The 22440-nt window shown below is 69.4% G+C and carries 24 protein-coding genes; 13 read left to right on the top strand and 11 right to left on the bottom strand.

Annotated features, from left to right (window positions below; all coding sequences use genetic code 11):
• Positions 1–3: 3 nt before the first annotated feature.
• Positions 4–615 carry a TetR/AcrR family transcriptional regulator gene (locus AH6_RS13310; RefSeq protein ID WP_067479066.1) on the top strand — a complete coding sequence of 204 codons (612 nt, stop codon included), beginning with the start codon at positions 4–6 and terminating at the stop codon, positions 613–615.
• Here the strand turns inward: AH6_RS13310 and AH6_RS13315 are convergent.
• A complete protein-coding gene (locus tag AH6_RS13315; RefSeq protein ID WP_067479068.1) occupies positions 598–1212 on the bottom strand; it encodes a TetR/AcrR family transcriptional regulator in 615 nt (204 codons plus the stop codon). The two genes, AH6_RS13310 and AH6_RS13315, sit on opposite strands and share 18 nt — an antisense overlap.
• A 117-nt stretch (positions 1213–1329) precedes the next feature.
• Between AH6_RS13315 and AH6_RS13320 the strand changes: the two genes are divergently transcribed.
• The 3 genes from AH6_RS13320 (at position 1330) to AH6_RS13330 (ending at position 3199) form a co-directional block, all read left to right on the top strand.
• On the top strand, positions 1330–1977 hold the full coding sequence (locus AH6_RS13320; protein ID WP_067479070.1) for a peroxiredoxin-like family protein: 648 nt from the start codon (positions 1330–1332) through the stop codon (positions 1975–1977).
• A 74-nt stretch (positions 1978–2051) separates the two neighbouring features.
• Positions 2052–2582 carry an NUDIX hydrolase gene (locus AH6_RS13325; protein WP_083982733.1) on the top strand — a complete coding sequence of 177 codons (531 nt, stop codon included), beginning with the start codon at positions 2052–2054 and terminating at the stop codon, positions 2580–2582.
• Positions 2583–2764: 182 nt separating this feature from the next.
• Positions 2765–3199, top strand: coding sequence for a hypothetical protein (locus AH6_RS13330; protein ID WP_067479072.1), 435 nt, complete (start codon positions 2765–2767; stop codon positions 3197–3199).
• A gap of 81 nt (positions 3200–3280) precedes the next feature.
• Here the strand turns inward: AH6_RS13330 and AH6_RS43685 are convergent, their stop codons facing one another.
• Entirely contained in the window at positions 3281–3907 is a 627-nt protein-coding gene (locus AH6_RS43685; protein WP_157431442.1) for a hypothetical protein, read from the bottom strand.
• Between the two features lie 284 nt (positions 3908–4191).
• Positions 4192–4827, bottom strand: a complete 636-nt coding sequence (locus tag AH6_RS13335) for an ATP-binding protein (protein ID WP_067479074.1) — start codon at positions 4825–4827, stop codon at positions 4192–4194.
• Positions 4828–5905: 1078 nt separating this feature from the next.
• Here AH6_RS13335 and AH6_RS13340 point away from each other — a divergent pair.
• Together AH6_RS13340 and AH6_RS13345 are read left to right on the top strand one after the other, a co-directional pair.
• A complete protein-coding gene (locus AH6_RS13340; protein ID WP_067479076.1) occupies positions 5906–6748 on the top strand; it encodes a helix-turn-helix domain-containing protein in 843 nt (280 codons plus the stop codon).
• A complete protein-coding gene (locus tag AH6_RS13345) occupies positions 6745–6930 on the top strand; it encodes a DUF397 domain-containing protein (RefSeq protein WP_067479077.1) in 186 nt (61 codons plus the stop codon). Before AH6_RS13340 ends, AH6_RS13345 begins: the two co-directional genes overlap by 4 nt.
• 139 nt (positions 6931–7069) lie before the next feature.
• Here the strand turns inward: AH6_RS13345 and AH6_RS13350 are convergent, their stop codons facing one another.
• Genes AH6_RS13350 through AH6_RS13360 form a run of 3 tightly spaced genes read right to left on the bottom strand, consistent with a single transcriptional unit; the run spans position 7070 to position 9929 of the window.
• Entirely contained in the window at positions 7070–7786 is a 717-nt protein-coding gene (locus AH6_RS13350; protein ID WP_067479079.1) for a dienelactone hydrolase family protein, read from the bottom strand.
• A 31-nt stretch (positions 7787–7817) separates the two neighbouring features.
• Entirely contained in the window at positions 7818–8918 is a 1101-nt protein-coding gene (locus tag AH6_RS13355; RefSeq protein ID WP_067479081.1) for a zinc-dependent alcohol dehydrogenase, read from the bottom strand.
• A 27-nt stretch (positions 8919–8945) separates the two neighbouring features.
• Positions 8946–9929, bottom strand: coding sequence for a hypothetical protein (locus AH6_RS13360; protein ID WP_067479083.1), 984 nt, complete (start codon positions 9927–9929; stop codon positions 8946–8948).
• Positions 9930–10041: 112 nt separating this feature from the next.
• Between AH6_RS13360 and AH6_RS13365 the strand changes: the two genes are divergently transcribed.
• The 3 genes from AH6_RS13365 (at position 10042) to AH6_RS13375 (ending at position 12471) form a co-directional block, all read left to right on the top strand.
• A complete protein-coding gene (locus AH6_RS13365; RefSeq protein ID WP_067479085.1) occupies positions 10042–10737 on the top strand; it encodes a GntR family transcriptional regulator in 696 nt (231 codons plus the stop codon).
• Positions 10738–10843: 106 nt separating this feature from the next.
• Positions 10844–11797 (top strand): TAXI family TRAP transporter solute-binding subunit, encoded by a 954-nt coding sequence (locus tag AH6_RS13370; RefSeq protein ID WP_067479186.1) that lies wholly within the window; start codon positions 10844–10846, stop codon positions 11795–11797.
• A complete protein-coding gene (locus AH6_RS13375; protein WP_218005799.1) occupies positions 11794–12471 on the top strand; it encodes a class II aldolase/adducin family protein in 678 nt (225 codons plus the stop codon). The genes AH6_RS13370 and AH6_RS13375 overlap by 4 nt, the downstream gene beginning before the upstream one ends.
• A gap of 1 nt (position 12472) precedes the next feature.
• On the opposite strand, the gene AH6_RS13380 is transcribed toward AH6_RS13375, so the two are convergent.
• Entirely contained in the window at positions 12473–13186 is a 714-nt protein-coding gene (locus tag AH6_RS13380) for a FadR/GntR family transcriptional regulator (RefSeq protein WP_245679298.1), read from the bottom strand.
• Positions 13187–13303: 117 nt separating this feature from the next.
• On the opposite strand from AH6_RS13380, the gene AH6_RS13385 reads away from it, so the two are divergent.
• The 4 genes from AH6_RS13385 to AH6_RS13400 all read left to right on the top strand — a co-directional run bounded on the left by AH6_RS13385 (position 13304) and on the right by AH6_RS13400 (position 18019).
• Entirely contained in the window at positions 13304–14149 is an 846-nt protein-coding gene (locus AH6_RS13385) for a fumarylacetoacetate hydrolase family protein (protein WP_067479087.1), read from the top strand.
• Positions 14150–14167: 18 nt separating this feature from the next.
• Positions 14168–15088 (top strand): VOC family protein, encoded by a 921-nt coding sequence (locus AH6_RS13390; RefSeq protein WP_067479089.1) that lies wholly within the window; start codon positions 14168–14170, stop codon positions 15086–15088.
• Positions 15085–16599, top strand: a complete 1515-nt coding sequence (locus AH6_RS13395; RefSeq protein WP_067479090.1) for an FAD-dependent monooxygenase — start codon at positions 15085–15087, stop codon at positions 16597–16599. Before AH6_RS13390 ends, AH6_RS13395 begins: the two co-directional genes overlap by 4 nt.
• 199 nt (positions 16600–16798) lie before the next feature.
• Complete coding sequence (locus AH6_RS13400) at positions 16799–18019, top strand: MFS transporter (protein ID WP_067479092.1); 1221 nt, start codon at positions 16799–16801, stop codon at positions 18017–18019.
• A 57-nt stretch (positions 18020–18076) separates the two neighbouring features.
• Here the strand turns inward: AH6_RS13400 and AH6_RS13405 are convergent, their stop codons facing one another.
• Genes AH6_RS13405 through AH6_RS13420 form a run of 4 tightly spaced genes read right to left on the bottom strand, consistent with a single transcriptional unit; the run spans position 18077 to position 22440 of the window.
• Complete coding sequence (locus AH6_RS13405; RefSeq protein ID WP_067479094.1) at positions 18077–19177, bottom strand: alcohol dehydrogenase catalytic domain-containing protein; 1101 nt, start codon at positions 19175–19177, stop codon at positions 18077–18079.
• A 19-nt stretch (positions 19178–19196) separates the two neighbouring features.
• Positions 19197–19904: a dienelactone hydrolase family protein gene (locus AH6_RS13410; RefSeq protein ID WP_067479096.1), complete on the bottom strand. Its 708-nt coding sequence runs from the start codon at positions 19902–19904 to the stop codon at positions 19197–19199.
• Complete coding sequence (locus AH6_RS13415) at positions 19901–20872, bottom strand: TAXI family TRAP transporter solute-binding subunit (protein WP_067479098.1); 972 nt, start codon at positions 20870–20872, stop codon at positions 19901–19903. Before AH6_RS13415 ends, AH6_RS13410 begins: the two co-directional genes overlap by 4 nt.
• Positions 20869–22440, bottom strand: a complete 1572-nt coding sequence (locus AH6_RS13420) for a bifunctional 3-(3-hydroxy-phenyl)propionate/3-hydroxycinnamic acid hydroxylase (protein WP_067479101.1) — start codon at positions 22438–22440, stop codon at positions 20869–20871. Before AH6_RS13420 ends, AH6_RS13415 begins: the two co-directional genes overlap by 4 nt.

Raw genomic sequence — 22440 nt, forward strand, 5'->3', positions numbered from 1 at the left:
AGCATGCAGCCGTCAAGCTCCGCCGTCCCGACGCGGGACCGCATCCTGGATGTCGCCATGGAGCTGTTCAGCACCCGGGGCTTCCGGGGCACGAGCATCACCCAGATAGAGAAGGCGGCCGGGCTGACCCCCGGCGCGGGCGGCATCTACCACCACTTCCGCACGAAGGAAGACCTGCTCAAAGCCGGGATCGCACGCCAGCTCGCCCGCCTGGACGCCGTCCGCACGATCAAGGACGCGCTGGGACCGCTGGGCGACATCCGGGCCGAGCTGACCGTCTTCGCGCGCTACACGCTGGCCGAACTGGACCGGGAACGGGAACTCATCCAGATCATGGCGGCCGAGAGCCGCAACCACCCCGGCCTGCTGGGGGAGGCATGCAACGCGATCTTCGGCACCGCACTGCAACAGTTCGCGGACCTGCTACGACGAGCCGGCCTGCCCGAGGAACGCGCACCGCTGATCGCGTCGATCGGCTTCGGCGCGCTGACATCCAGGAAGACGCTGCACATAGCGTTCGGCCCCGAAGCGGTCTCACCATTCCCGGAGATCGACGACGACAGCTACATCGACGCGTGGATAGACATGATGGAAACGCTACTGGCCACGCCCTGAGGAGCGGTTCGCACCAGTAACCGCGTCGATAGCCGCCGCAACGGTCGCCCGCAACTGCCCCGCATCGGCCCCGGCCCGCGAACGCAGATTGACCCCATGCGCCAACAGGGCCAGAACATCAGCAGCGGATTCCGGATCAACTCCACCTGCAAGCTGCCCTCGCCCACGACCGACCAGAAGCGCCGAACGCAGAGCATCACGCAACCACTGATGCTGCCGATCCAAGAGCACCCGCACGTCAGGATCGCTGTTCTCAGTTCCCGCATGAGCGTTAGAGACCATGCACCCCCACCCAGCGTGCTCACCCGTGCAACGCGCCTCGATCAACGCCGCGAAGAAGTCGGTAACAGCAGGCAGCCCACGCTCATCATCAGCAAGCCGTTCCAGAGCGGGCCGCGAACGCTGCTGGACGTAACGCTCCAGCGCGGCGCGGTAGAGCTCCTGCTTGCCGCCGAAGGTGGAGTACAGGCTGGAGCGGTTGAGGCCGGTCGCGTTCACGATGTCCTGGACGCCGGTCGTGGCAACGCCCTGCCGCCAGAACAGCCGCACGACCGTCTCCAGGGTCGTGTCCGGATCGAAGTGCTTGATGTCCGGCACGGTGCACTCCCATCTTGAAACGGAAATTCCAAGATACTCCGCCCCAGGTCTGGCGCGCAGCGCTCGCAGCCGTCTATCTTGAACCAACCGTTCCAAGATCCACGTGGAGGAAGACCCATGAGCGTCAACGCCGAACTGCGCGCCTTCTACGAGAGCCGCCAGAAGCAGATTCCCGCCGAGGTCCGAGCCGTGATGCAGCGAGCGGCCCGCGAACAAGCCGAGTCCAACCAGACCGAAAGCGCCGCGACGGTAGGTGCCAAGGCCCCGACCTTCACCCTCCCCTCAGCCACCGGGCAGAACGTCGCCCTGAACGACCTACTCGCCGAAGGCCCGGTAGTCCTGACCTTCTACCGCGGCGCATGGTGCCCGTACTGCAACATCGCCCTCCGCTCCCTGCAGCAGCACCACGCCGAGATCACCGCCCGAGGAGCGCGCCTGGTCGCCGTCTCCCCACAAATCCCCGACGAGTCCCTGTCCCTGGCCGAGAAGCACGAACTGGCCTTCGACGTGCTGAGCGACCTGGGCTGCGACACCGCCAAGCAGTACGGCCTGGCCTTCGACCTCCCCGACGACCTGGCGACCGTCTACAAGAAGCTCGGCATAGACCTGCACCACTCCAACGCCGGCCACGCACGCACACTGCCCCTACCGGCGACCTACGTCATCGACCGAGAAGGCACGATCCGCTGGGCCTTCATCACCACCGACTACACCACCCGAGCCGAACCGACCGACATCCTCAAGGCCCTAGACACCCTCAACTAACCACCGCCCAGCCCCACGGTTTTGACTGCCCCATCACCCACCGCACCACTACCGGAAGGGGTTGAATCATCACCATGGCCGAACCCAAGCACGCCGATTCGTCGTTGGCCGAGCTGGCGGCCGGAGGCTGGTACGCCTCCTGGATCGCCCCGCACATGCTGCTGTTCCGCGACGACGAGGCGGTGCTGCTGATCCGCCGCTCCGGAACCGGATACCGCGACGGCTGGCTGGCACCTCCGGCCGGACGGATCGAGCCGGGCGAGGACGTGCTGACGGCGGCACTGCGCGAGACCCGCGAAGAAGTCGGCGTCGACGTCGAGCCCGGCGACGCACGATTCGTCCACGTGATGCACCGCTACTCCGAAAGCCTGCCCGGCCCGTGCCGCGCGGTGAGCGACTTCTACTTCGCCGCCTCCCGCTGGACAGGCACGCCATACATCGCCGAACGAGACAAGTGCTCAGAACTGCTCTGGGCACACCCCACCGAGCTACCTCCCCAAGTGATCCCACACGTGGAGCAAGCGCTGGCAGCGGTCATGGAGGGAGAACCATTCAGTACCCGCAACTGGCCCCCGGCCTCACGGCCAACCCCCGCACACCGGTAGGGAGGTGAATGCACGTCCTTGACCGCCACCCACAGATCGACCCCGACACCTCGGCCACTCTCGTCTGGGCGGTGTCGTAGGCCGGCTTAGGGAAGGAGGTCGGCGACAGCGTGACTACCCCCTTGCGCACTCAGGCCTTGTCCGGCCGACCATGAGCGTCGGTGGTCAGGCATGATGCCCGGGTGAGCATCATCGTCAAGTTCTTCGTGGCGTCTGACGACGCATCAGCGGCTCTGACTCTCCCCGCTGGCCCAGAACGGGCCTTCGAGTCACTCTCCTTGGGCAACTTCGATCCTGAGGAGGCCGTGGTCGAGTGGGAATGCCTGCTTGCGGGCGGTAGCTTCGAGGAACTCATCGGCGCTGGCGAGCCGCGTATCGTCGCCGGTGAGGAGAATGACGGCAGCGTCGTCTTCGCGATCTCGCCGCGCCTGTTCATTGCACTCGCGGAAGCCGAGCACTCCAGGTTGCGTGACCTCGCGGCTGCATGGATCCGAGCGCGCGCCGAAGACGGCGAGACCATCGCCCCAGAGATCGCCGAAGAGATCCTAGGGGATCTCTCTGCTCTCACCATCACCGCCCGACGCCAGGGCCAGAGCGTCTACTGCTGGGTCGCGTAGGGGTTCACGTCCGGAACCCGGATGTTGTGCGAGAAGTTTGTGGATCCCGTTCTAATGTCACACAAACTTTCGCTATGTCGCCTACTTTTGCCAATTCACTTCAGTAATTATTTCGAGGTGAGCAAGGTGGCTGAATTTCGATGCAGACACCTCTACGTTCCAGCCTGAGCCGGAGTCAGCCTTGACTATCTCCGCGAGCGTGGCGCTCCCTAGGAAGATCCGCTCATCTGGCGTTGGCCACTTCCAGGAGCTGCACGCAAATTCTTCCATGGGGGCGAGGATTTTAGTCAGTGTCTCTTCAGGGACGGCAAGAGCCTTGACTTTGGCGGTGGCGCCGTAGACAACTTCTCTTACGGTATTATATATGAGAAATTCAGTAAGCTGCTCCGGGTTCCTGTCCCAGGTTTCATAACGCTCGGCATTGAAAACAGCGTCCGGGTCATGGGGATCGATGCACCAACACCAGTCACCCGTAGCGTCCGCCATGAAGATGGCTTTGCCATCCTCGGCGATTTTGATTCTTTCGGGTGGGATCATTGACGTTGTGAACATGAGTCGCTTCTCCCATTGCGAAGTCAGCGTATGCCATTCCTTTAGTGGATCGGGAAGCCAGCCGCAGGAGTCGGGAAGTGGTGTTGCGCTTCTGCTGGGAGCGCCGTACCAGGCAACTAGGAAGTCAGGAAGATCGATGTTCTTGGGATCAATCACTCAATCATTCTCTCATTCGAGCGGCTTGGGGCTGTCTTCCTGAGGGGGCTGCACCCATCGGCCACGGTGGCCTGTGCAACGTCTAGTGTGTGGCGCTGCGTACGCAACGCCGAGTACCCCATCAACTGCGTCCGGTGAGACACGTGAGGTCTCTGACAGCAGTAGTTGACGGCAACATCAGCGGACGATGGCTCCGCACAACGGCTCATCGTTGTCCTGTTCCGCCTTGGGGTGCCTCGAGCGGCCTCTCCCTTCCAGCCAGGCCGCCCGAGGCCGATCGGTGATCAGTTGGGTGTTGGCCAGCCGATGCGTTCCAGCGTCTCGACCACGCGTTCGCTGGCCTCTTGCAAATCGATGAGCGGATGGCGGTGATCGGTTCCGGCGGCGCTCCACAGGAACGCGTCCGGGCACACCATGACCTGCACGGATGCGGCGGTCACCAGCGAGAGACCGGTGTTGGTGCTCAGGCGGCGGGCGGGGATGCCGCGTGCCGCCAGGTTGGCGGCCAGCCGCTGCGCTGCGACCGCTGGGAAGATCGGGTCGATCGGCGTCGGCCAAGAGGCGGGAAGCGGGAGCGCCATCCAGACCGCTTTGCCGCGCTGCGGGTGAGGCAGGAGCCGGGAGCGGCTGGGGTGTGCGCCCCATCCGGTGGTGACTGCTTCGACGATCTCCATGCCGCGCCCGCTCTCCGCCAGGAGATCCTGGTCTCCGGAACGGGGCAGGGCGCGGCGATCGAGATCGAACACCGAAACCATCAGCTGGGGGCGGGGTACCAGGCGGGCCCACGCCGCCAGTTCGGCGGCCGCCGGTGGGTGCCGGGGGTCTGGGGCGTGGGCGTGCCGGAACGCGTTGGTGGCCAACTCGCTGACCGCCAGCCGCGCGTTGTCGATGCTGATCTCCGGGAAGCCCAAGGTCAGCATGAGCGTCCCGAGTTCGGAACGCGCGATGGAGGCGCAACTCCTGTCGGATGGGAGGGGCCATGCGCAGAAGCCCCCGCAGGGAAGGTCTGTCGGTTTGTGGGCAGCCATCAAACCCTCCCGCATGCTGCCGGTGAAACTGGGGCTGCTGAACGTGAAGCGGAGCGATCGGGCTGTCCTCCCAGTGCCAGCCTGAGCAGGCGCAGGAGGAATCCCTTGCGCTCGGTGCGATGCCGTCCTCTGCTGGGAGAAGGCGGTGGCACCGCCTCGATCCGCGAGGGAACGGCCGAGCGCGCGTCCGTCACCGCACGGTGCTGAGAGCGGGTGGGGCGGACGGCTTCGCTGTGAAGCGGGACGGCCACCTGGGCGGCGGTTGCTGCCCTGGGAACCGGCCAAGTGGCGGGTGCGATAGGAATGCGGCCCAGTTCGCGGGCCAGAACCTCGGGATCGCGCGCTTCCCAGAGCCTGTCTCGGCCGATCCTGCGGCGGTTGATGGCCCAGTATTCACCAGTGTGTTCCCCGAACCAGAAGCGATAGGAGGGGAACCGCCGGTGAAGGCCGGTCAGCACAACATCCGGGTCGAGTTCGGCGGTGTTCCATGGCGTGGGAGGGGGTGCTGAGGGTGAACCCTCGCCCACCGGAGCGAAAAGGGGGATCTGCGGCTCGCCCCGAGCAGGACGAGAGTTCGTAGGGTGGTGCACGGGCTGGACCTCCTAGCAGTCCGGTCCCGGGCCCCGAAGCCGGTCTTTGCCCACGGGCTTCGGGGCCGCCTTGGCTTGTCGTCAGCGAGCTGGATGCTCCTTCCGTGCATGGCCGATCGGCCTGGATGGCTGCCGAGGTCAGGTCGGCTGCCGAGGATGTCGCCGGCGATCTCGCTTGCCTGCCGTGAACGCGTGAGGAACACCCGTCCGCTTCAGTCCGTCTTCGTGAGCGCCACGGCATTCCGCGATCACTTGCTGACCCACGGCTATGATCTCTTGACGCAGTGTAAAACTGCGGTCCGCAGTTTTCTAGTGAGATACGCAAAACTAGTGTGCCTTCTTCGCAGAGAGTCTGCGGATGCTGGTGGGATACTGCGCTCATGGGCACCATGAGGCAGCGACGGCTTGGCCGGGAACTTCGCGAGCTTCGCGAGGGGGCGGGGCTGGCGCACACCCAGGCGATCGAGCAACTCGGCTGGAGCCGGGCGAAGCTCGACCGGATCGAGAGCGGGGCCACCACGCCGAAGGAATCCGACCTCAAGGCGGCCCTCGACCTCTACGGAGCCGGTTCGGACCAGCGGGCCAGGCTCGTCGAGTTACGCCAGGAGGCCAGGCAGCGCGGGTGGTGGACCGCTTATGGAGACGTCTTCAGTGGCTCCTACGTCGCCTGGGAGCATGACGCCCAGCGCATCCGTGACTGGCAGCCGCAGGTGATACCCGGTCTGCTGCAGGTCGAGGACTACGCCCGTGCCGTGATCGCTGGTGCGCGGCCGACCGACGCCCCGGAGGCCATCGAACGGCGGGTGCAGGCGCGCATGGCGCGCCGCACGCTGCTTGGCAGGCACGACGCCCCCGAACTGCACGCGATCATCGATGAGAGCGTGCTGCTGCGGCAGATCGGCGGAACGGAGGTCCTCGGGCGGCAGCTCCGCTATCTCCGCGACTGCCTGCAGCGGCCGAATATCACCGTCCAGGTGCTGCCGCTGGCGGCCGGGGGTCATCCAGGGGTGGACGGGGCTTTCATCATCCTGTCCTATACGGACCCTTTCATCCCGGATGTACCCTACTCGGAAGGCCCCTTCGGCGATCTTTACCCGGAGAGCGCGACCGAGGTGGCCCGCATCAATTCCGCCTGGGAACACCTGGCGGCCAAGGCTCTTTCGGCAGAGGCGAGTGCGAACCTCATCACCGGACTCGCCGACAGGAGTGAAGCGGACCGATGATCGACCTTGCGAACGCCCGGTGGCGCAAGTCCAGCCACAGCGGCGGCGGTAACACCTGCGTCGAGGTTGCCTCGTTTTCGGCGAGAATCGCGGTGCGCGACAGCACGCATCCGACCGGTCCGGTACTGATCGTGGACCGCCGCGACTGGGACGCACTGGTGAGGCGAGTCAAGCTGGCGTGACCTTTTGGGATCTCCGCGCAGCGCATGGCCGTCGCCGCCATGAAGTGACGGCGACGGCTGGCTTGTTCGCTTCCAGGCCCAGCTCGGCTAGCCGTAGCACTCGTCGGTCAAGCGTGAGTGGGTTGTTGCGGCTGGCTTCTCAGGGCCTTGCGGGTAGGTGGCGGGCTAGGAAGGTGTGGGTGCGTTGCCATGCCTTGGCGGCTGCTTCGGGGTGGTGCATGTTGGGGCGGGCGTCGCAGGCGAAGGCGTGGCCTGCGTTGGGGTAGATGTGTTGCTCGAAATCGGCGTTGCTGGTTCGTAGGGCGTTGTCTATGGCTTGTACCTGGTCGGTGGGGATGGTCGGGTCTTCTGCGCCTACGTGTAGCAGGATTGGGGCGTTGATTGACTTTGCTCGGTCTAGGACGGCGTGGGGGCCGGTGGCGATTCCGGGGCCGTAGAAGACCACTGTTGCGGCGAGGTTCGGGATGGTTGTGGCGGCGGTGAAGGTGGCGCGGCCGCCGAAGCAGAAGCCGGTGATCGCGGTTCGGTTGGTTGGGGTGGCTTCCGTTGTGGTGAGGTGCGTTAGGGCGGCTTGGATGTCGGTGGTGATCTCGTTTGGGCCGAGCGCGCTTATTAGGCGCATGGCCTCGGGGTGTTGGTTGTAGTCGAAGGTTGCTGGGCCGGTGCGGTGGAACAGGTCGGGGGCCAGGGCCAGGTAACCGCGGGCGGCGAAGCGTTCGGCGATGTCCTGGATGTGGGCGTTGACGCCGAACGCCTCCTGCAACACGATGACGGCGCGGTTTGGCGGGGCTTCGGGGCGTGCGGTGTAGGCGCGCATTGGGCCGTCGGTGGTCTCTATGGTGGTCCAGTCCGGCATGGGGCAGGCTCCTGTGGTTGAGGGTGGGCTTTCAGGGGCGGACTACGCCCATCCACATGGGGGTGCGGCGTTCGGCTACGGCGGTGAGGGCGGTGTTCACGTCGTCCAGCGCGAAGCGGTGGGTGATGAGCTGCTCGGCCTGCACCTTGCCGGAGGCCAGGAGGTTGAGGGCGGTCGTTGTGTCGTTGCGGGTGCAGGCTCGGGTGCCCACGTAGCGCCAGCAGCCGAGCATCATTTCTCGCATCGGGATCGTGATCGCTGCGGCGTTGCCGCCCATGTGCACGAAGACGCCTCCGTTGGCCAGAGAGCGGAGGGTTTGTTCGGCGCCGGGGCCTGCGGGGAGGTAGTCCAGGACTGCTTCGGGGCCAGCGGGTACGAGTTCGCGGATGCGGGTGGTGAGGGCTGCTGTTGCTTCCCAGTCGGTGGGCAGCTCTTCCAGCGCGATGATGTCGGCGCGCAGGTGCGGGATGAGTGCGCGTGCTGCCTGGAGGCGTTCTGCGGAGCGGCCGACGAGGATGAGTCTGTTGATGCCGAAGTGCTCGGCCAGCAGGATGGATGCGGTGCCCATGGTGCCGGTGGCGGCGGTGATCACTGCTGTTGCGGTGGTCAGGGGGCCTGCGCATTTGAGGGCGCGGACGGCGTTGCCCAGGTCGTGCACCTTGGCGGCCAGATCGAAGCTCACGTTGTCGGGGATCTCGTCGATCAGCCAGTGCGGTGCCCGGACGAATTCTGCGAGGCCACCGTCGTGGTAGCGGGCGTACAGTTCCAGCGTCCCGGTGCCGAAGGCGCCCTGGCCGATCATCGCGGCTTCGGCGCACATCTGCTCGCGGTCGCTGCCGCAGTACACGCAGTCGCCGCACGACAACATGGGGTGGACCCGGACGCGTTTGCCCAGCAGGGTCGGGTCGACGCCGGAGCCGACCTGTTCCACCGTTCCCGCCGCTTCGTGGCCGGGGACGGTGGGCAGGTGCAGGAACGCGCCCTTGGCCAGCAGTTTCATGGTGCTGGGTGCCAGTCCTGCGGAGGCTACGCGGATCAGGACGTCGCCCTCGTTCAGGGTGGGAATCGGGACCTGCTCTAGTTGTAGGACGTCGGAGCCTCGGTAGGCGCGTGCGGCTTTCATCTCGGGCATGTGTGGGCTTTCTGTGCGGGAGGTTGGCTAGTTCGGGGGGCGCAGGCGGTCTAGGTCGGCGATGGTGAGTTTTTCGCCGGTCTTCGTTGCCTCGGCTACCTGCGGCACGGTCAGCGCGGACAGCACGGTCAGGTGCGTGCTCGGTTCGGTGACGATGCTCGTGAAGGCGACGCCTACGGGGATGCGCACGAAGTCGCCCGGCTCTAGGCGCATGGTGCCTAGCTGGGTCACCAGGACGCGGTGGCCGCTGATTTGGTACTGGACTTCGTCTGCGTCGCGGTGGGTGCGGTACAGCCGTCCGTCGGAGTTGTTGATCGTTGTGTGGCCGATCCGGACGTGCGAGGAGCGGTACAGCCAGTCGGTGGAGTTGGGGGACGGGCGGAGCACGTTGATGCGTTCCGGTTCGGCCTTGGCCTGGTCGAGCAGCAACTGTTCGTCAACGGGCGTCATCACGATGTCGTGCTCGGGGCCGCCCAGGCACTCGGTCGTCATCAGGTTGCGAACCTCGGGCTCCCAGCCCGCGAACGGTGGGATTGTGAGCTCGGAGGTGCGGACGGCGGGGTGTAGTTCCGCGACGGGTGCCGGGACGTAGAACAGGATGTGGATGTCGTCGTGGGCGTGGTTGTCGTGCGCCACCGTCACCGGGATGCGCGAGAAGTCCCCGGCCACCAGGTCGACGCTGCCCAGCTCCGTCATCAGCGTCCGCGTGCCGTACACCTGGTAGGACAGCTCGTCCACGTCGCAGTTGCGGTGGTAGAAGGGCTGCCGGAACCCCGCCATCGTCTGCCGCTCGATCCGCAGGAAGTCGCTCTCGTAGATGCCCTTGGGCGGCTCGAACCGCTGGGGCACGAAGTGCGGCGGGAAGTGCACGGCCTCGATTGGGCGGTAGGCGCGCGGCGGTCGTTTGGGGGAGGGCAGCGGCTCGGCGAGCAGTAGCTCTTCCTGGCGCGCGACCTGTCGTACGGGTTCTGCGGCGTCGAAGCCGTCGATGACTTCGTGTACGAGTCCCACGGGGAGAACTCCTCGTCTTTGGAGGGTGAGGCAAATCCTCATAATGAATATGCTCGTTGTAGGATGGGCGGCTTCGCGTGCTGGCGTCAAGGATTGAGCATGATTAATTACGATGGAGGTGCCTGTGGCTTCGGAGTCGACTTCGCGGGAGCGGCCGGTCGGTCGTGCGCAGGAGGCGGCGGTGCATGTCGCCCGGCTGCTCGCGGCCGTGGAGCCCGGTGGCAGATTGGGCACCAAGGAGCAGGTCCGGGCTATGTGCGGGGTGTCGGTCGGCACGTTCAACGTGACCTTGCGGTTGTTGCAGGAGCGCGGGCAGGTGACGGTTCGGCCGGGGCCTGGTGGTGGGCTGTTCGCTCCTGAGGTTGCCGTGCCTGGGGGTGTTGAGGCGGAGGGTGATCCGCAGGTCGAGCTGGCTGACGCCTTCCGGGTGCGTGAGGCGATTGAGCCACTCATCGTTGAGGACGCGTTGTGGCATGGTTCGCCGGCGGACTTCGCCGACCTGCGCGAACATCTGCGGGTGATGGGTGAGGCCGCTGACCGTAAGGATGGCACCGCTTACGTGCATGCCGCTTGGCGCTTCCACGCCCGCCTCGCCGCCATCGGCCCCGGGACCCTGCTGCGGGAGTTCTACCTGCGTTCCCAGGAGGTGATCGAGCGCCGGACCTTGTCGATACTGCCTGGTGGAGAGCCAGAGGAGGGCTTCCTGCGGCGGCGCCATGAGCTGCACGTCGCCTTGGTGGACGCGCTCGATCGTCGGGATCGTGATGCGGTCTTGGGGCTGCTGCGCGAGCACAATGCTGCTGGATGATGTTTGATATTGATTATTATCATTTGGTGTGGTTGGGTCAGCGCACTGCCGTCCCGGCTCCTTGAGGCGGGCGAGCACGATCGTCCCTGCTTCCCTGGGAGTGAGCATGCGTCCACCCGAACCGGCCCTCGATCGGTCGGTCACCCTCCACCTGCAAGGGGACTGGGGCACCGCCAACCTCCACCGCGTCTGCGGCTGGATCGCTCAGGAGCTCACCGACCGGGCCGGGCCCCACACTCGGATTGGCATCTGGACTGGTCGTGGGGGTGCCGACGCCGCTCGTGCGGTTGGCCGTGGTGAGGTGCACGTTGCGCTGACCACGCCTGCCGCGTTCGCCGCCGCTGCTTTGGCCGGTCAGGGTCCGTTCGCTGCCGAACCCGTCCCCGACCTGCGCGCGCTTGGCGCCCTGCCTCAGCGTGACCGTTTGGTCGTGGGCGTTGATAAGGCCCTCGGTATCACGTCCTTCGCTGAATTGCGCGCCGCCAAGCTCAGGCTGCGGCTGGCCACCGCGCCGCATGATGGCGGCAATCTTGTTGGGTGGGCCGCTCACGAAGTTCTGACCCGTTCGCATGTCGATGTGGCTGGTTGGGGCGGGCAGCTTCTGACCGACGAGCGGCCGCGCCAGACCTTCGAACGCGTCATCAGCGGCGAGGCCGACGCCATCGTCCACGAGGCGTACATGTTGCCGCCCTGGCAGCAGTTCGGCGACCGCCTCGCGTTCCTGCCGATCGAGCGGCATGTCCTCGACGGCCTGGCCGCCGACTACTCCTGGCCGTCCGCCATCGTTGAGGAAGGGCATTTCCCCGGCTGCCCGCGCTTCGAGACCCTGGATTTCTCCGACTTCCTCGTGCTCACCCGCTCCGACCTGCCCGACGACCTCGCCCACCTGATCGCCTGGATCCTCGGCGAGACCCGCGCGACCATCGAGCAGCAGTACCGGCATCTCCCGCCCGAACGCAGTCCCCTTACTTATCCGCTCGATCCGGTGGCGATGGGCTGCACCCCCATCCCGCTGCACCCTGGGGCCGCCCGCTACTACCGGTCTCTGGACGCGGCGTGAAACGGGACGTGATCCAGGCCGGTCGTGTTCTGGCTGCGGTCGGGCATGGCGACATGGTGTGGGGGCACGTCGCCGTTCGTGCTGTTGGGGACCGGGGGATCTGGATCAAAGCGCCGGGGCGGGGACTGGAGGAGTGTGAGGAGCAGGATCTCCAGCTCGTGTCGTTTGGCGGTGAGGTGCTGGAGGGCACCGGCACTCCGCACATCGAGGCCCACATTCATCTGGAGATCATGCGGCGGAACTCGTCAGTGACCTGCACGGTGCACTCCCATGCTCAGGCGGCCGTCGCGTTCGCCGCGCTCGGTACGCCGCTGCTGCCTCTTTCGCATGACGGCGCGCTGTTCGGCGGTGATGACGTGCCCCGCTTTACCGACACTGGTGCTCTGGTGTCCACCTCGGCTTTGGGGGTGGCGCTGGCGGAAACCCTCGGCGACGCCCCGGCGGCGTTGCTGCCCAAGCACGGGTTAGTTGCGGCGGGGGACAGTGTTCATGCCGCCGTCATGCACGCCGTCCTGCTCGAACGTGCCTGCCGCGCTCAGTTGACGGCGATGGCCGCTGGTCCGGTCCGTGTTTTCTCCGATCGCGCGGAGGCGCAGTTCAAACGCCAGCAGTGCTGGTCGGACGGCCAGCTCAGAGCCGGTTGGGAGTACCTCGTCCGCAGCGCGGAACGGTGAGCTAGCGGGCCGCCTCGCGGGTGACGGTGGTGTGCTCGCGGATCAGGCGCATCGCGGCGTCGCGGTCGCGGGCGGCGATCGCGTCTACGAGGTCGGCGTGCAGGCGGTGCCGTTCCAGCAGGTAGGGCGCGAGTGGGCGCTCCCCGTCGGGCTGCACCGACAGGGTGTGCGACTCGATCAGGTCCAGCAGGCTCGCGTAGAGGGAGCGCAGCAGCAGGTGTGGGCTGGTCGCGGCGATGCGGGTGTGCAACCGCCAGTTGGCGTGCACGAATGTCGTCGCGTCGCCCGCCTCGGCCGAGCGGCCCATCTCGTCCACGATCTCGCGCATCTCGGCGATGTCGGCGGGGGAGGCGTGCCACAGCGCGTCCTCGACGAGCAGCGGGTCGAGGGCGTCGCGGATGCGGATGGCCTCGGCGACGGTGGTCTGCTCGGCGTCCAGCGCGAGCACCGAGTTGCCGAGCCGGACGATGGGGGACTGCTCGGCCGCGAACAGCCCACCGCCGGGACCGGGCCGCACGTTGACGAGCCCGCGCGCCTGGAGCAGCCGCAACGCCTCGTTGAAGGTGCTGACCGAGACGCCGCACAGGGCCCGCAAGTCGTTCTTGGTGCCCAGCCGGGCGCCGGGCTCGGCGTCGCGGACCAGGGCCGCGATGCGCTCGGCGGCCTGCCCTGCGCGACCGCCCGTGGTGGGGGCGTCGCGGTGTCGCAGGCTCAACGGCCCTCCTGGATGCTCCGGCGAATTCATCATGCACATTATCAGGCGCAGCTCTTGACGTCCGACCAGCAAGGTGAGCATTATCACCCTAATCATCATGCTGAATAGGAGTTCGGGATGCGCGTAGCCAACCTCGCCGGTCGTCTTGTCCTGGTCAGGGACGGGAGGGCCGTGGACGTGGAGCAGGCCAGCGGTGGCCGCTTCGGTGCCGATCCGCAGGCCGTCTACGCCGAATGGGACGCCTTCACGGCGTGGGCGGCCGACGCCGACCTGCCGCCGGGGGAGGAGTTCGACCAGGCGCGGCTCGGCGCGCCGGTGCCCGCGCCGCGCCAGCTCGTCGCCGTCGGCCTGAACTACCGCGACCACGCGGCGGAGTCGGGGTTCGCGGTGCCCGAGGGCCTGCCGCCGGTGTTCACCAAGTTCGTGTCGGCGCTGTCCGGGCCGGTCACCGAGGTCGTGCTGCCGGAGGGCGGCCACACCGACTGGGAGGTCGAGCTGGTCGCGGTGATCGGGAGGACGGCCCGGAACGTCGCCGAGGCCGACGCCTGGGACCATGTCGCCGGGCTGACCGTCGGGCAGGACCTCAGCGAGCGCGTCGCGCAGCTCGCCGGGCCCGCCCCGCAGTTCAGCCTCGGCAAGTCGTTGCCGGGCTTCGCGCCGACCGGGCCGTGGGTCGTCACCCCCGACGAGTTCGCCGACCGCGACGACCTGGAGCTCGGCGCCGCGATCAACGGCGAGGAGGTGCAGAAGGGCCGCACCCGCGACCTCGTCTTCCCGGTCCCCACACTGATCGCCCGGCTGTCGAAGGTCATCACGCTGCTGCCCGGCGACCTGCTGTTCACCGGCACCCCGGCCGGCGTCGGTCTCGGCCGCGACCCGCAGCGCTGGCTTGCCCCCGGCGACGAGCTCGTCAGCCACGTCGAGGGCATCGGCGAGCTCCGCCAGTCGTTCGTCTCGGCCTGACCGGAAGGAAGGACCGCCATGGGACTGCACCGCCTCGGCTCCGTCACCATCGGGGTGCCGAACGTCGCGGAGACGGCCGCCTACTACGCCGACTTCGGCCTGACCACCCGCGCGGACGGCTGGTTCGCCACCCGCGACGGCGGCGATCAGCTCCGCCTCGTCGCCGCGCCCACCCGGCGGTTGGTCGAGCTGCGCGTCGGCGTGGACGACCCCGACGATCTGGGTCGCGTCGCCGCGAACCTGCGACGCCTCGGCGTCCCCGTCGAGGCGGACGCCCGGACGCTCACGGCCTACGAGCAGACGACCGGAGTCCGGGCCGTCCTCCAGGTGGAGCCGCGCGTCGCCCAGCCGGAGGTCCCGCCCACCCCCTACAACGGCCCCGGCCGGATCGAACGCGCCGGGACGCGCGCCCCCGGCATCCTGCGCGCCGACCCGGTCCGGCCGCGCAAGCTCGGCCACGCCGTCCTCGGCACCACCGACTTCGCGGCGACCACGGCGTTCTTCCGCGACGGCCTCGGCTTCCGCACCAGCGACCTGATCGGCGACGTCGGGATCTTCCTGCGCTGTTCCACCGACCACCACAACCTGCTGGTGCTCGCCGCGCCCGTCGCGTTCCTGCACCACACCTCCTGGCAGGTGGACGACGTGGACGACGTCGGGCGCGGCGCGTCCGCGATGCTGGACGGTCACCCCGAGCGGCACGTGTGGGGCCTCGGCCGCCACCACGCCGGGTCCAACTTCTTCTGGTACCTCAAGGACCCGGCGGGCAACTTCGCCGAGTACTACTCCGACATGGACGCAGTCCCCGACGACCAGCTCTGGACGCCCGAAACGCTGGAGGGCGCCAAGGGCCTGTTCAACTGGGGCCCGCCCCCGCCGCCGTCGTTCCTGCACCCCGACGACCTGGCCGCGCTGATGACCGGGGCGCACAGCCGATGACCGTACTGATCGCCGGTGGCGGGCCGGTCGGCCTGGCGACCGCGCTGGAACTCGCCCACCACGGCGTCGCCTCGCTGGTCGTCGAGCCGCGTGCCGAGGTGTCATGGCTGCGGCCGCGCGCCAAGACGACCTCGGCCCGCACCATGGAGCTGTTCCGCCGCTGGGGCGTCGCGGACCGGGTTCGGGAGCGGGCGGCGCTGCCCGTCTCCTGGTCCGATCAGGCCGTGTTCACCACCGGGCTGCTCGGCCGAGAGGTCACCCGCTTCCACGGCTGCTTCGGCCTCGACCTGACCGGCGACGACCGGGCCGCCGAACCGGGGCAGCAGATCGGGCAGCCCGCGATCGAGCAGGTCCTGCGCGAGGCGGTCGCCGCGTCACCGCACGCGCGGCTGGAGACGGGGTGGACGCTCATTGGCTTGGTCGAGGACGGCGACGGCGTCACCGCGACGCTGTCCGGCCTTGACGGTGCGACGCGCGAGGTCCGCGCCGACTACCTCGTCGGGGCCGACGGTGCCTGGAGCAAGGTGCGCGAGGCCATCGGCGTCGTGTACGAGGGCAGCGCCGACGAGCGGCCCAACTTCAACATCGTCTTCCGCGCGCCCGGCCTGGCGGAGCGTGTCCCGCACGGCCCGGCGATCCACTACTGGGTGCTCGACCCGGAGCAGCCAGGGCTCGTTGGCCGCATGGACCTGGACGATCTGTGGTGGTGCATCGCCCAGGGCGTCACCCAGGAGGTCGGTGAGGCGGATCCGTTGCGCCTCGTCCGCGCCCTGGTGGGTGACGCCATTGACGCCGAGATCGTCGCGACCGACCCGTGGAAGGCGAAGCTGCTGCTGGCCGAGCGGTACGGGACGCGCCGCGTCTTCCTCGCCGGGGATGCCGCGCACCTGAACCCGCCGTGGGGCGGGCACGGCTTCAACACCGGCATCGGTGACGCGGTCAACCTCGGCTGGAAGCTCGCCGCCGTCCTGTCCGGCTGGGCCCCCGCGACCCTGCTGGACAGCTACGAGGCCGAGCGCCGCCCGATCGCCGCGCGGACGATCGAGGAGGCCGCCCGCAACATGGCGACCCTGGCGCCCGAACTGTCCGATCCGCGGCTGACCGGCGACGACGCGGAGTTCGCCGCCGCGCGCCCTGCCGTCGCCCGCGCCGTCCAGGAGTCCAAGGACGGCGAGTTCCACAGCTTGGATCTTGTCCTCGGCTACAGCTACCGGGGCTCGTCCTTGGTTACGGGGGATGTGGGTGGGCGGCTTGACCACCGCTGGCTCGCGCCCGGCGACTCTCTGTATGACCACCTCGGCCGCGGCTTCACGCTGGTCGGTGACCTGGACCGGCCCGAGACGGAGGAGTTCGTCAAGGCGGCTGCTGAGGAGGGCGTTCCGCTGGAGACCTTCCATCATCGGCTTGGCGGCCTCGCGCTCGTGCGGCCTGACCAGCACGTCGCCTGGACGGCGGGTACGCCCGGCTCTGCAAAGGAGGTTCTGCGGCGCGCCATCGGTCACCCCCGCTGACCGCGCCATCCCACCTCTCGCTCCGGCTGACCGCACCAACCCACCGGCCGCTCCCGCAGACCGCACCATCCCTCGCGGCTGCTCCCGCTGACCACGCCTCCGCCTCCGCTGACCGCGCCCCCCACCCCACCCGGTCCCGCTTCTCCCGTCCCCGTCCCCCGAGGCCGGGAAGCGGGGCCTTCGCGTAAGGAGAACCCCCGTGACCGCCACCCTCGCCCCACCGGCGACCCGCGCCCGCACCGGCGCGCTCGCCCTGGCGTGCCTGATCCTCTTCATCGACGGCTACGACCTGTTCACCCTCGGCACCATCGGGCCGAGCCTGATGCACGACCGGTCGTGGGGCGCGACGTCGTCCACCATGGGCACGCTCGGCGGTCTCACCGCCCTCGGCATGCCGTTCGGGTCCATCCTCGCGGGCTGGTCCGCCGACCGGTGGGGCAGGCGCGCCCCGATGGTCGCCTCCGTCGCGTGGATCTCGGCGGCGATGCTGGCGGCGGCGCTCGCGGGCGACCTCGGCCAGCTGGGCGCGGCGCGGTTCTGCACCGGCATCGGCATCGGCGCGCTGGCCCCGCTGGTGTCGGCGTTCGTCGTCGACCACGCGCCGGAGGGACGCCGCACCCTGCACCTGGCGATCTCGCTCGGCGCGATCGGGGTCGGCGGCACCGCCTCGGCCCTGCTCGGCCGGGTCCTGTTCCCCGAGCACCACTTCCAGACGTTGTTCTGGATCGGCGTCCTGCCCGTCGTGCTCGTCCCGCTGATCTGGCGCATGATCCCGGCCGGTCCCGTGCACCGGCCGCAGGCGGCGCAGCCTACGGACGGCCGGCGCGCCCGCGTCGCCGAGCTGTTCGCCCCCGCGACGCGCCGCAACACCGTCCTGCTCTGGATCGCGACGTTCATGAGCATGGCGCTGGTCTACAGCACGACCGCCTGGCTGCCGACGATCATGATGAAGAACGGCTACCACTTGAGCTCGTCGCTGGAGTTCCTCATCGCCTTCACCATCGGGGCGAGCCTCGGCGGGCCGCTGGTGTCGCTGCTCGCCGACCGGGGCCACCTCAAGGCCGTCACCGTCGCGACGTTCGTGCTCGCCGCCCTCGCCCTGCTCACGCTGAGCTCCAACCAGCCGCGGGCACTGCTGCTGGTGGTGTCGGCGCTGGCCGGGCTCGGCTCGCTGGGCTGCCAGAACATGGTCATCGCTTGCCTGTCGTCGACCTACCGGCCCCACCTGCGCGGCACGGCGCTCGGCGTCGGGCTCGGCGTCGGGCGGCTGGGCGCGATCGCCGGGCCGGTCTACGTGTCGGCGGCGACGGCGCTGGTCGCCTCGCCGCGCGCCGGGTTCGTCGCGTTCATGATCCCCGCGGTGCTCGGCGCGGCCGTGGTCTCGCTGCTGCCTCGGGTGCTCGCCCCGTCGCAGGAGTAGGGGAACGGCGAAAGCCCCCGGCGACCACGCTCATGGTCGCCGGGGGCTTTTCGCGGGTCAGGGGTTGACGACCGCCATCCAGATCGGCTCTTCCCGGCTCTGCATCGCCGCGACCGCCTTCTCGGCCTCGGCCAGCGGGAACCGGTGCGTGATCAGTTCGTCGGCGGACAACACGCCCCGGCCGAGCAGGTCCAGGACCTCCAGCGCGTCGGTCCGGGTGCACGAGCGCGTCCCGATCAAGCGCTTGCAGGCGACCATCAGATCGGCCAGTGTGAACGGCAGCGGGGCCCGGTTGGCGCCCATGTGGACGAGCGTCCCGCCCGTCGCCAGCGCCGCCATCGCCTGCGCCGACACGGGCCCGACCGGCATGTAGTCCAGCACCGCCGCCGGACCGCCGGGCACCAGATCGTGCAGCGCGCCCGTCAGGCCCCCGGCGGTCTCCCAGCCGTCCGGCAGGTCCTCCAGCGCGACGGCCTCGGCCGGGATGCCGCCCGCCAGCGGACGCACCGCCGCCAGCCGCTCCGCGCTCCGCCCCACCAGGACAAGCCGACCGGCACCGAAATGCCCGGCCAGCTTGACCGACGCCGTGCCCATCGTCCCGGTCGCCGCCGTGATGACGACGGTCGCACCGAGCGGCACCTCGGCGCATTTCAGCGCGCGCACCGCATTGGCCAGGTCGTGGACCTTCGCGCCGACGTCGAAGCTCACGGCGTCGGGCAGCGGGTCGATCAGCCAGGCCGGGACGCGCACGTACTCGGCGAGCCCGCCATCGTGGTACGCGTCGTAGAGCGGCATCGGGACCGGGCTGAACGCCGCGTGCCCGATCATCGCCTGCTGGGCGCACATCATCTCCCGGTCGGTCCGGCAGTAGACGCAGTTCCGGCAGGTCAGGTTCGGGTGCACGCGGACCCGGTCGCCGACGGCGAGGCCGGTGACCTCGCTACCCAGCGCCGCGACCGTCCCGGCGGCCTCGTGGCCGAGCGTCGTCGGCAGGTGCTTGAACGCGCCGAGCGCGAGCAGCGTCATCATGCCGGGCGCGAGCCCGGCGGCGGCGACCTTCACCAGCACGTCGCCGGGCCCCGGTTCCGGGACGGGGATCTTGGCGAGGCGCAGGTCGGCGGAGCCGCGGTCGGCCCGGACGGCGAGCATGGTGGTCATGAGGCGGTCTCCTCGCGGGTCAGGCCGGGAGGTGGCGGTCGAGGAAGGTGTGCGTGCGCTCCCACGCGAGCGCGGCCGGCTCGTCGCGGTACATGTGCGGGCGGGCGTCGCAGGCGAAGGCGTGGCCCGCGCCGGTGTAGACGTGCTGGGCGAACTCGACGCCCGCGCCGCTCAGCGCGTCCTCGATCGCCGCGACCTGCTCGGCGGGGATCGTCGGGTCCTCGGCCCCCACGTGCAGCAGCAGCGGGGCGTCGATGGACTTCGCGCGGTCCAGGACGGCGTGCGGCCCGGCGGCGATGCCGGGCCCGTAGAACACGACGGTCGCGGCCAGGCCCGGGATCGCGGTGGCGGCGGTGAAGGCGGCACGGCCGCCGAAGCAGAACCCGACGACGGCCGTCCGGCCCGCCGCGACGCCCTTGCCGTCCAGGTGGGCGAGGGCGGCGCGGACGTCGGTGACGATCTGGTCGGCGTCGATCGCGCCGATCAGCGGCATCGCCTCGGCGTGCTGGTCGTAGCCGAGCGTCCCGACGCCGTTGCGGTGGAACAGATCGGGCGCGACGGCCAGGAATCCGCGCTCGGCGAACCGGCGGGCGATGTCCTGGATGTGATCGTTGACGCCGAACGCCTCCTGGAGGACGACGACGGCGCGCGTCGCGGGGCCGTCCGGGCGGGCGACGTACAGGCGCATCGGCCCGTCGGCGGTCTCGACGGTGGTCCACTCGGTCATGCTGAGGTCTCCTCGTTCTCGGGAAGAGCGTCGTAGTAGGCGGCGGCGCCGGGGTGCAGGGGCACGGGGGAGCGGCCCATCGTGGCCGGGTCGAGCGGGTAGGTGACGGGGCTGCGGTCGGGCGGCAGGTGCCGGTACTGGCGCTCGATGACGTCGCGGGTCTCGCCGAGCACCCAGGCGATGGCGTAGGCGACGTCGTCGGGCAGGTCGGCGCGGGCCAGCACGAGGAAGTCGGAGAAGTCCAGGGTGCGGAACCGGGGGCAGCCGGGGAACTGGCCTTCTTCGATCGTCGCGGCGGGCCAGGAGTAGTCGGCGGCCAGGCCGTCCAGGACGTCGGGCTCGACCTCCAGGAAGTGCAGGTCGCCGCCGAACTCCTGCCACGCCGGGAGCATGATGGCCTCGTGAATGACGGCGTCGGCGCGTCCGGCCAGCACGTGGGCGAACGTCTCCCACGGCCGCTCGTCCTCCAGGAAGCTGCCGCCCCAGCCGAGCACGTCGATGCCGGACCGTTCCAGGAGTTGGTGGGCGGCGATGCCAACGTGGTTGGTGCCGTCGTCGCCCGAGGTCGCCAGCGTGAGCGCGGGCTTGCGTTCCCGTAGCTCGGCGAAGCTCGTGACGCCGAGCGAGCGCCGCACGCCCATGACGAGCCGGTCGCGCTGCGGGACGACGCCGAGCGCGCGCAGGTCGGGGAACGGCTCACCGGTGAACAGGCCCCGCCCGTCCAGCGCGGCGGTGGCGAACGCGGCGGGCGTCGTCAACGCGACGTGGACCTCGCCGCGTCCGACGGCACGGACGGCGTCGGCGTAGCCGCGGCTGTTCCAGATCGCCACGCGGGTGTGCGGCCCGGCGCGGTCGGTGAACTCCTGGGAGATCCAGCCGCACACGCGGTGCAGGTTGGCCGCGCCCCAGTCGCCGCGCAGGTGCAGGGTCAGGGAGCGATCGATCTTCGGTTCGGGTGGGCGGGTCATGGCGTCCTCTCGAAGTAGGGGGCGAACACCGTGCGCAGCGCGGCGATGCGGGCGGCGGGGACCACGGCGGCGATGTAGCGGTCCGGCTTGACCAGGACGAACCGGCCCCGGGCCGCGCCGAGCGCGGCTTCCAGGCGGCCGTCCGCGTCGGCGATGGCCTGCCGCCCGTCCTGGGGAGAGGGGAGCCGGTCGCCGAGGACGATGTCGATGCGCGTGCCGGGTACGGAAGGGACGCGTGCCCAGTCGTCAGGGGTGACATCGACGCCGAGGAGGGCGAACCCCTGGCCAAGCACATCGTCCAGGAGTTGGGGACGCAGGCTCGGCGGTACCAGGACCCTGGGCTGCGGAAGCTGGGTGCCGGTGAGCGGGTGTTCGCCTTTGACGAGACCGGCGGTGTGCACGGCGCGCGGCCGGAACCGCATCTCGGCCAGGTAGCGATGGCCTGGGCGGCTGAGCAGCAGGGTCCGGACGACGGTGTCGCGCAGCAGGGCGCGGCGGCGGCTGGTGGTCATGACGACCTCGCCGAGCCGCTCGGAGAACCGCACCATGGCGGCGGCGTGCGGGCGGCGCTCGGGCTCGTAGGTGTCGAGCAGCGCGGGGCGGGCCCGGCCGTGCCAGACCTCGGCGATCTTCCAGACGAGGTTGGCGGCGTCGCGGACCCCGGAGTTGAGGCCCTGGCCCGCGAACGGCGGCATCATGTGCGCGGCGTCGCCGAGCAGGAAGCAGCGGCCGTCGCGCCAGCGGTCGGCGACGACCGCGTTGAAGGTGTAGTTGGTGGCGCGTTCCACCTGCTCGGGGGTGATCTCGCGGTAGGGCGCGACGAGCCGCCGGATCGTGGCGAAGTCGGGCCGGGTGCCGCCCTCGCCCTCGGCCGGGTCGAGCCGGAACTCGTAGCGGCAGCGCCGGTCGCGCCCGGCGACGATGACGGTCGGGCGGCCGGGACGCCCGAGGTGCATGCCGTAGCGCTCGTCGTGATGGTCGCCGAGGGTGTCGGCGACCAGCCACACCTCCCGGTGGCTCGTGCCGGTCATGCCGATGCGCAGCAGCTCGCGGACGGTGCTGCGGCCGCCGTCGCAGCCCAGGACCCAGCTCGCGGCCAGCTCGGTGACGTCGTCGCCGGAACGCAGGTGCGCGACGACCTCGGTGCCCCGGTCGTCGATCGCCACCAGCTCGGTGTCGAACCGGACCTCGGCGGTGGTGTCCTTCAACGCCTCCACCAGCGCTCGTTCCAGCTCGGGCTGCGCGAACTGGTTCTTGAAGGTGTAGCCGAGCCGGTAGGGCTCGGGGCCACGGGCCTGGAACAGCGGGCGGCCCTTGCGGTCGTAGTAGCGGGTGCCGGTGCCCGGCACGACGATGCCGAGGATCGTGTCGGCGAGGCCCGCGGCCTGGAAGGTGCGCAACGACTCGTCGTCCAGGCTGATCGCCTTGGCCTCGTCGCTGGTCGCGGCGTTGCGCTCGATCACGACGGCCGGGACGCCGCGCGCCGCCAGCAGGTTCGCCGCCGTCAGCCCGACCGGCCCGGCGCCGACGATGAGGACGGGGAGGCGTCCGGGCGTGTCATCGGCCAT

The organism is Actinomadura hibisca NBRC 15177, assembly GCF_001552635.1.
In the GTDB taxonomy this organism is placed as follows: Bacteria; Actinomycetota; Actinomycetes; order Streptosporangiales; family Streptosporangiaceae; genus Spirillospora; species Spirillospora hibisca.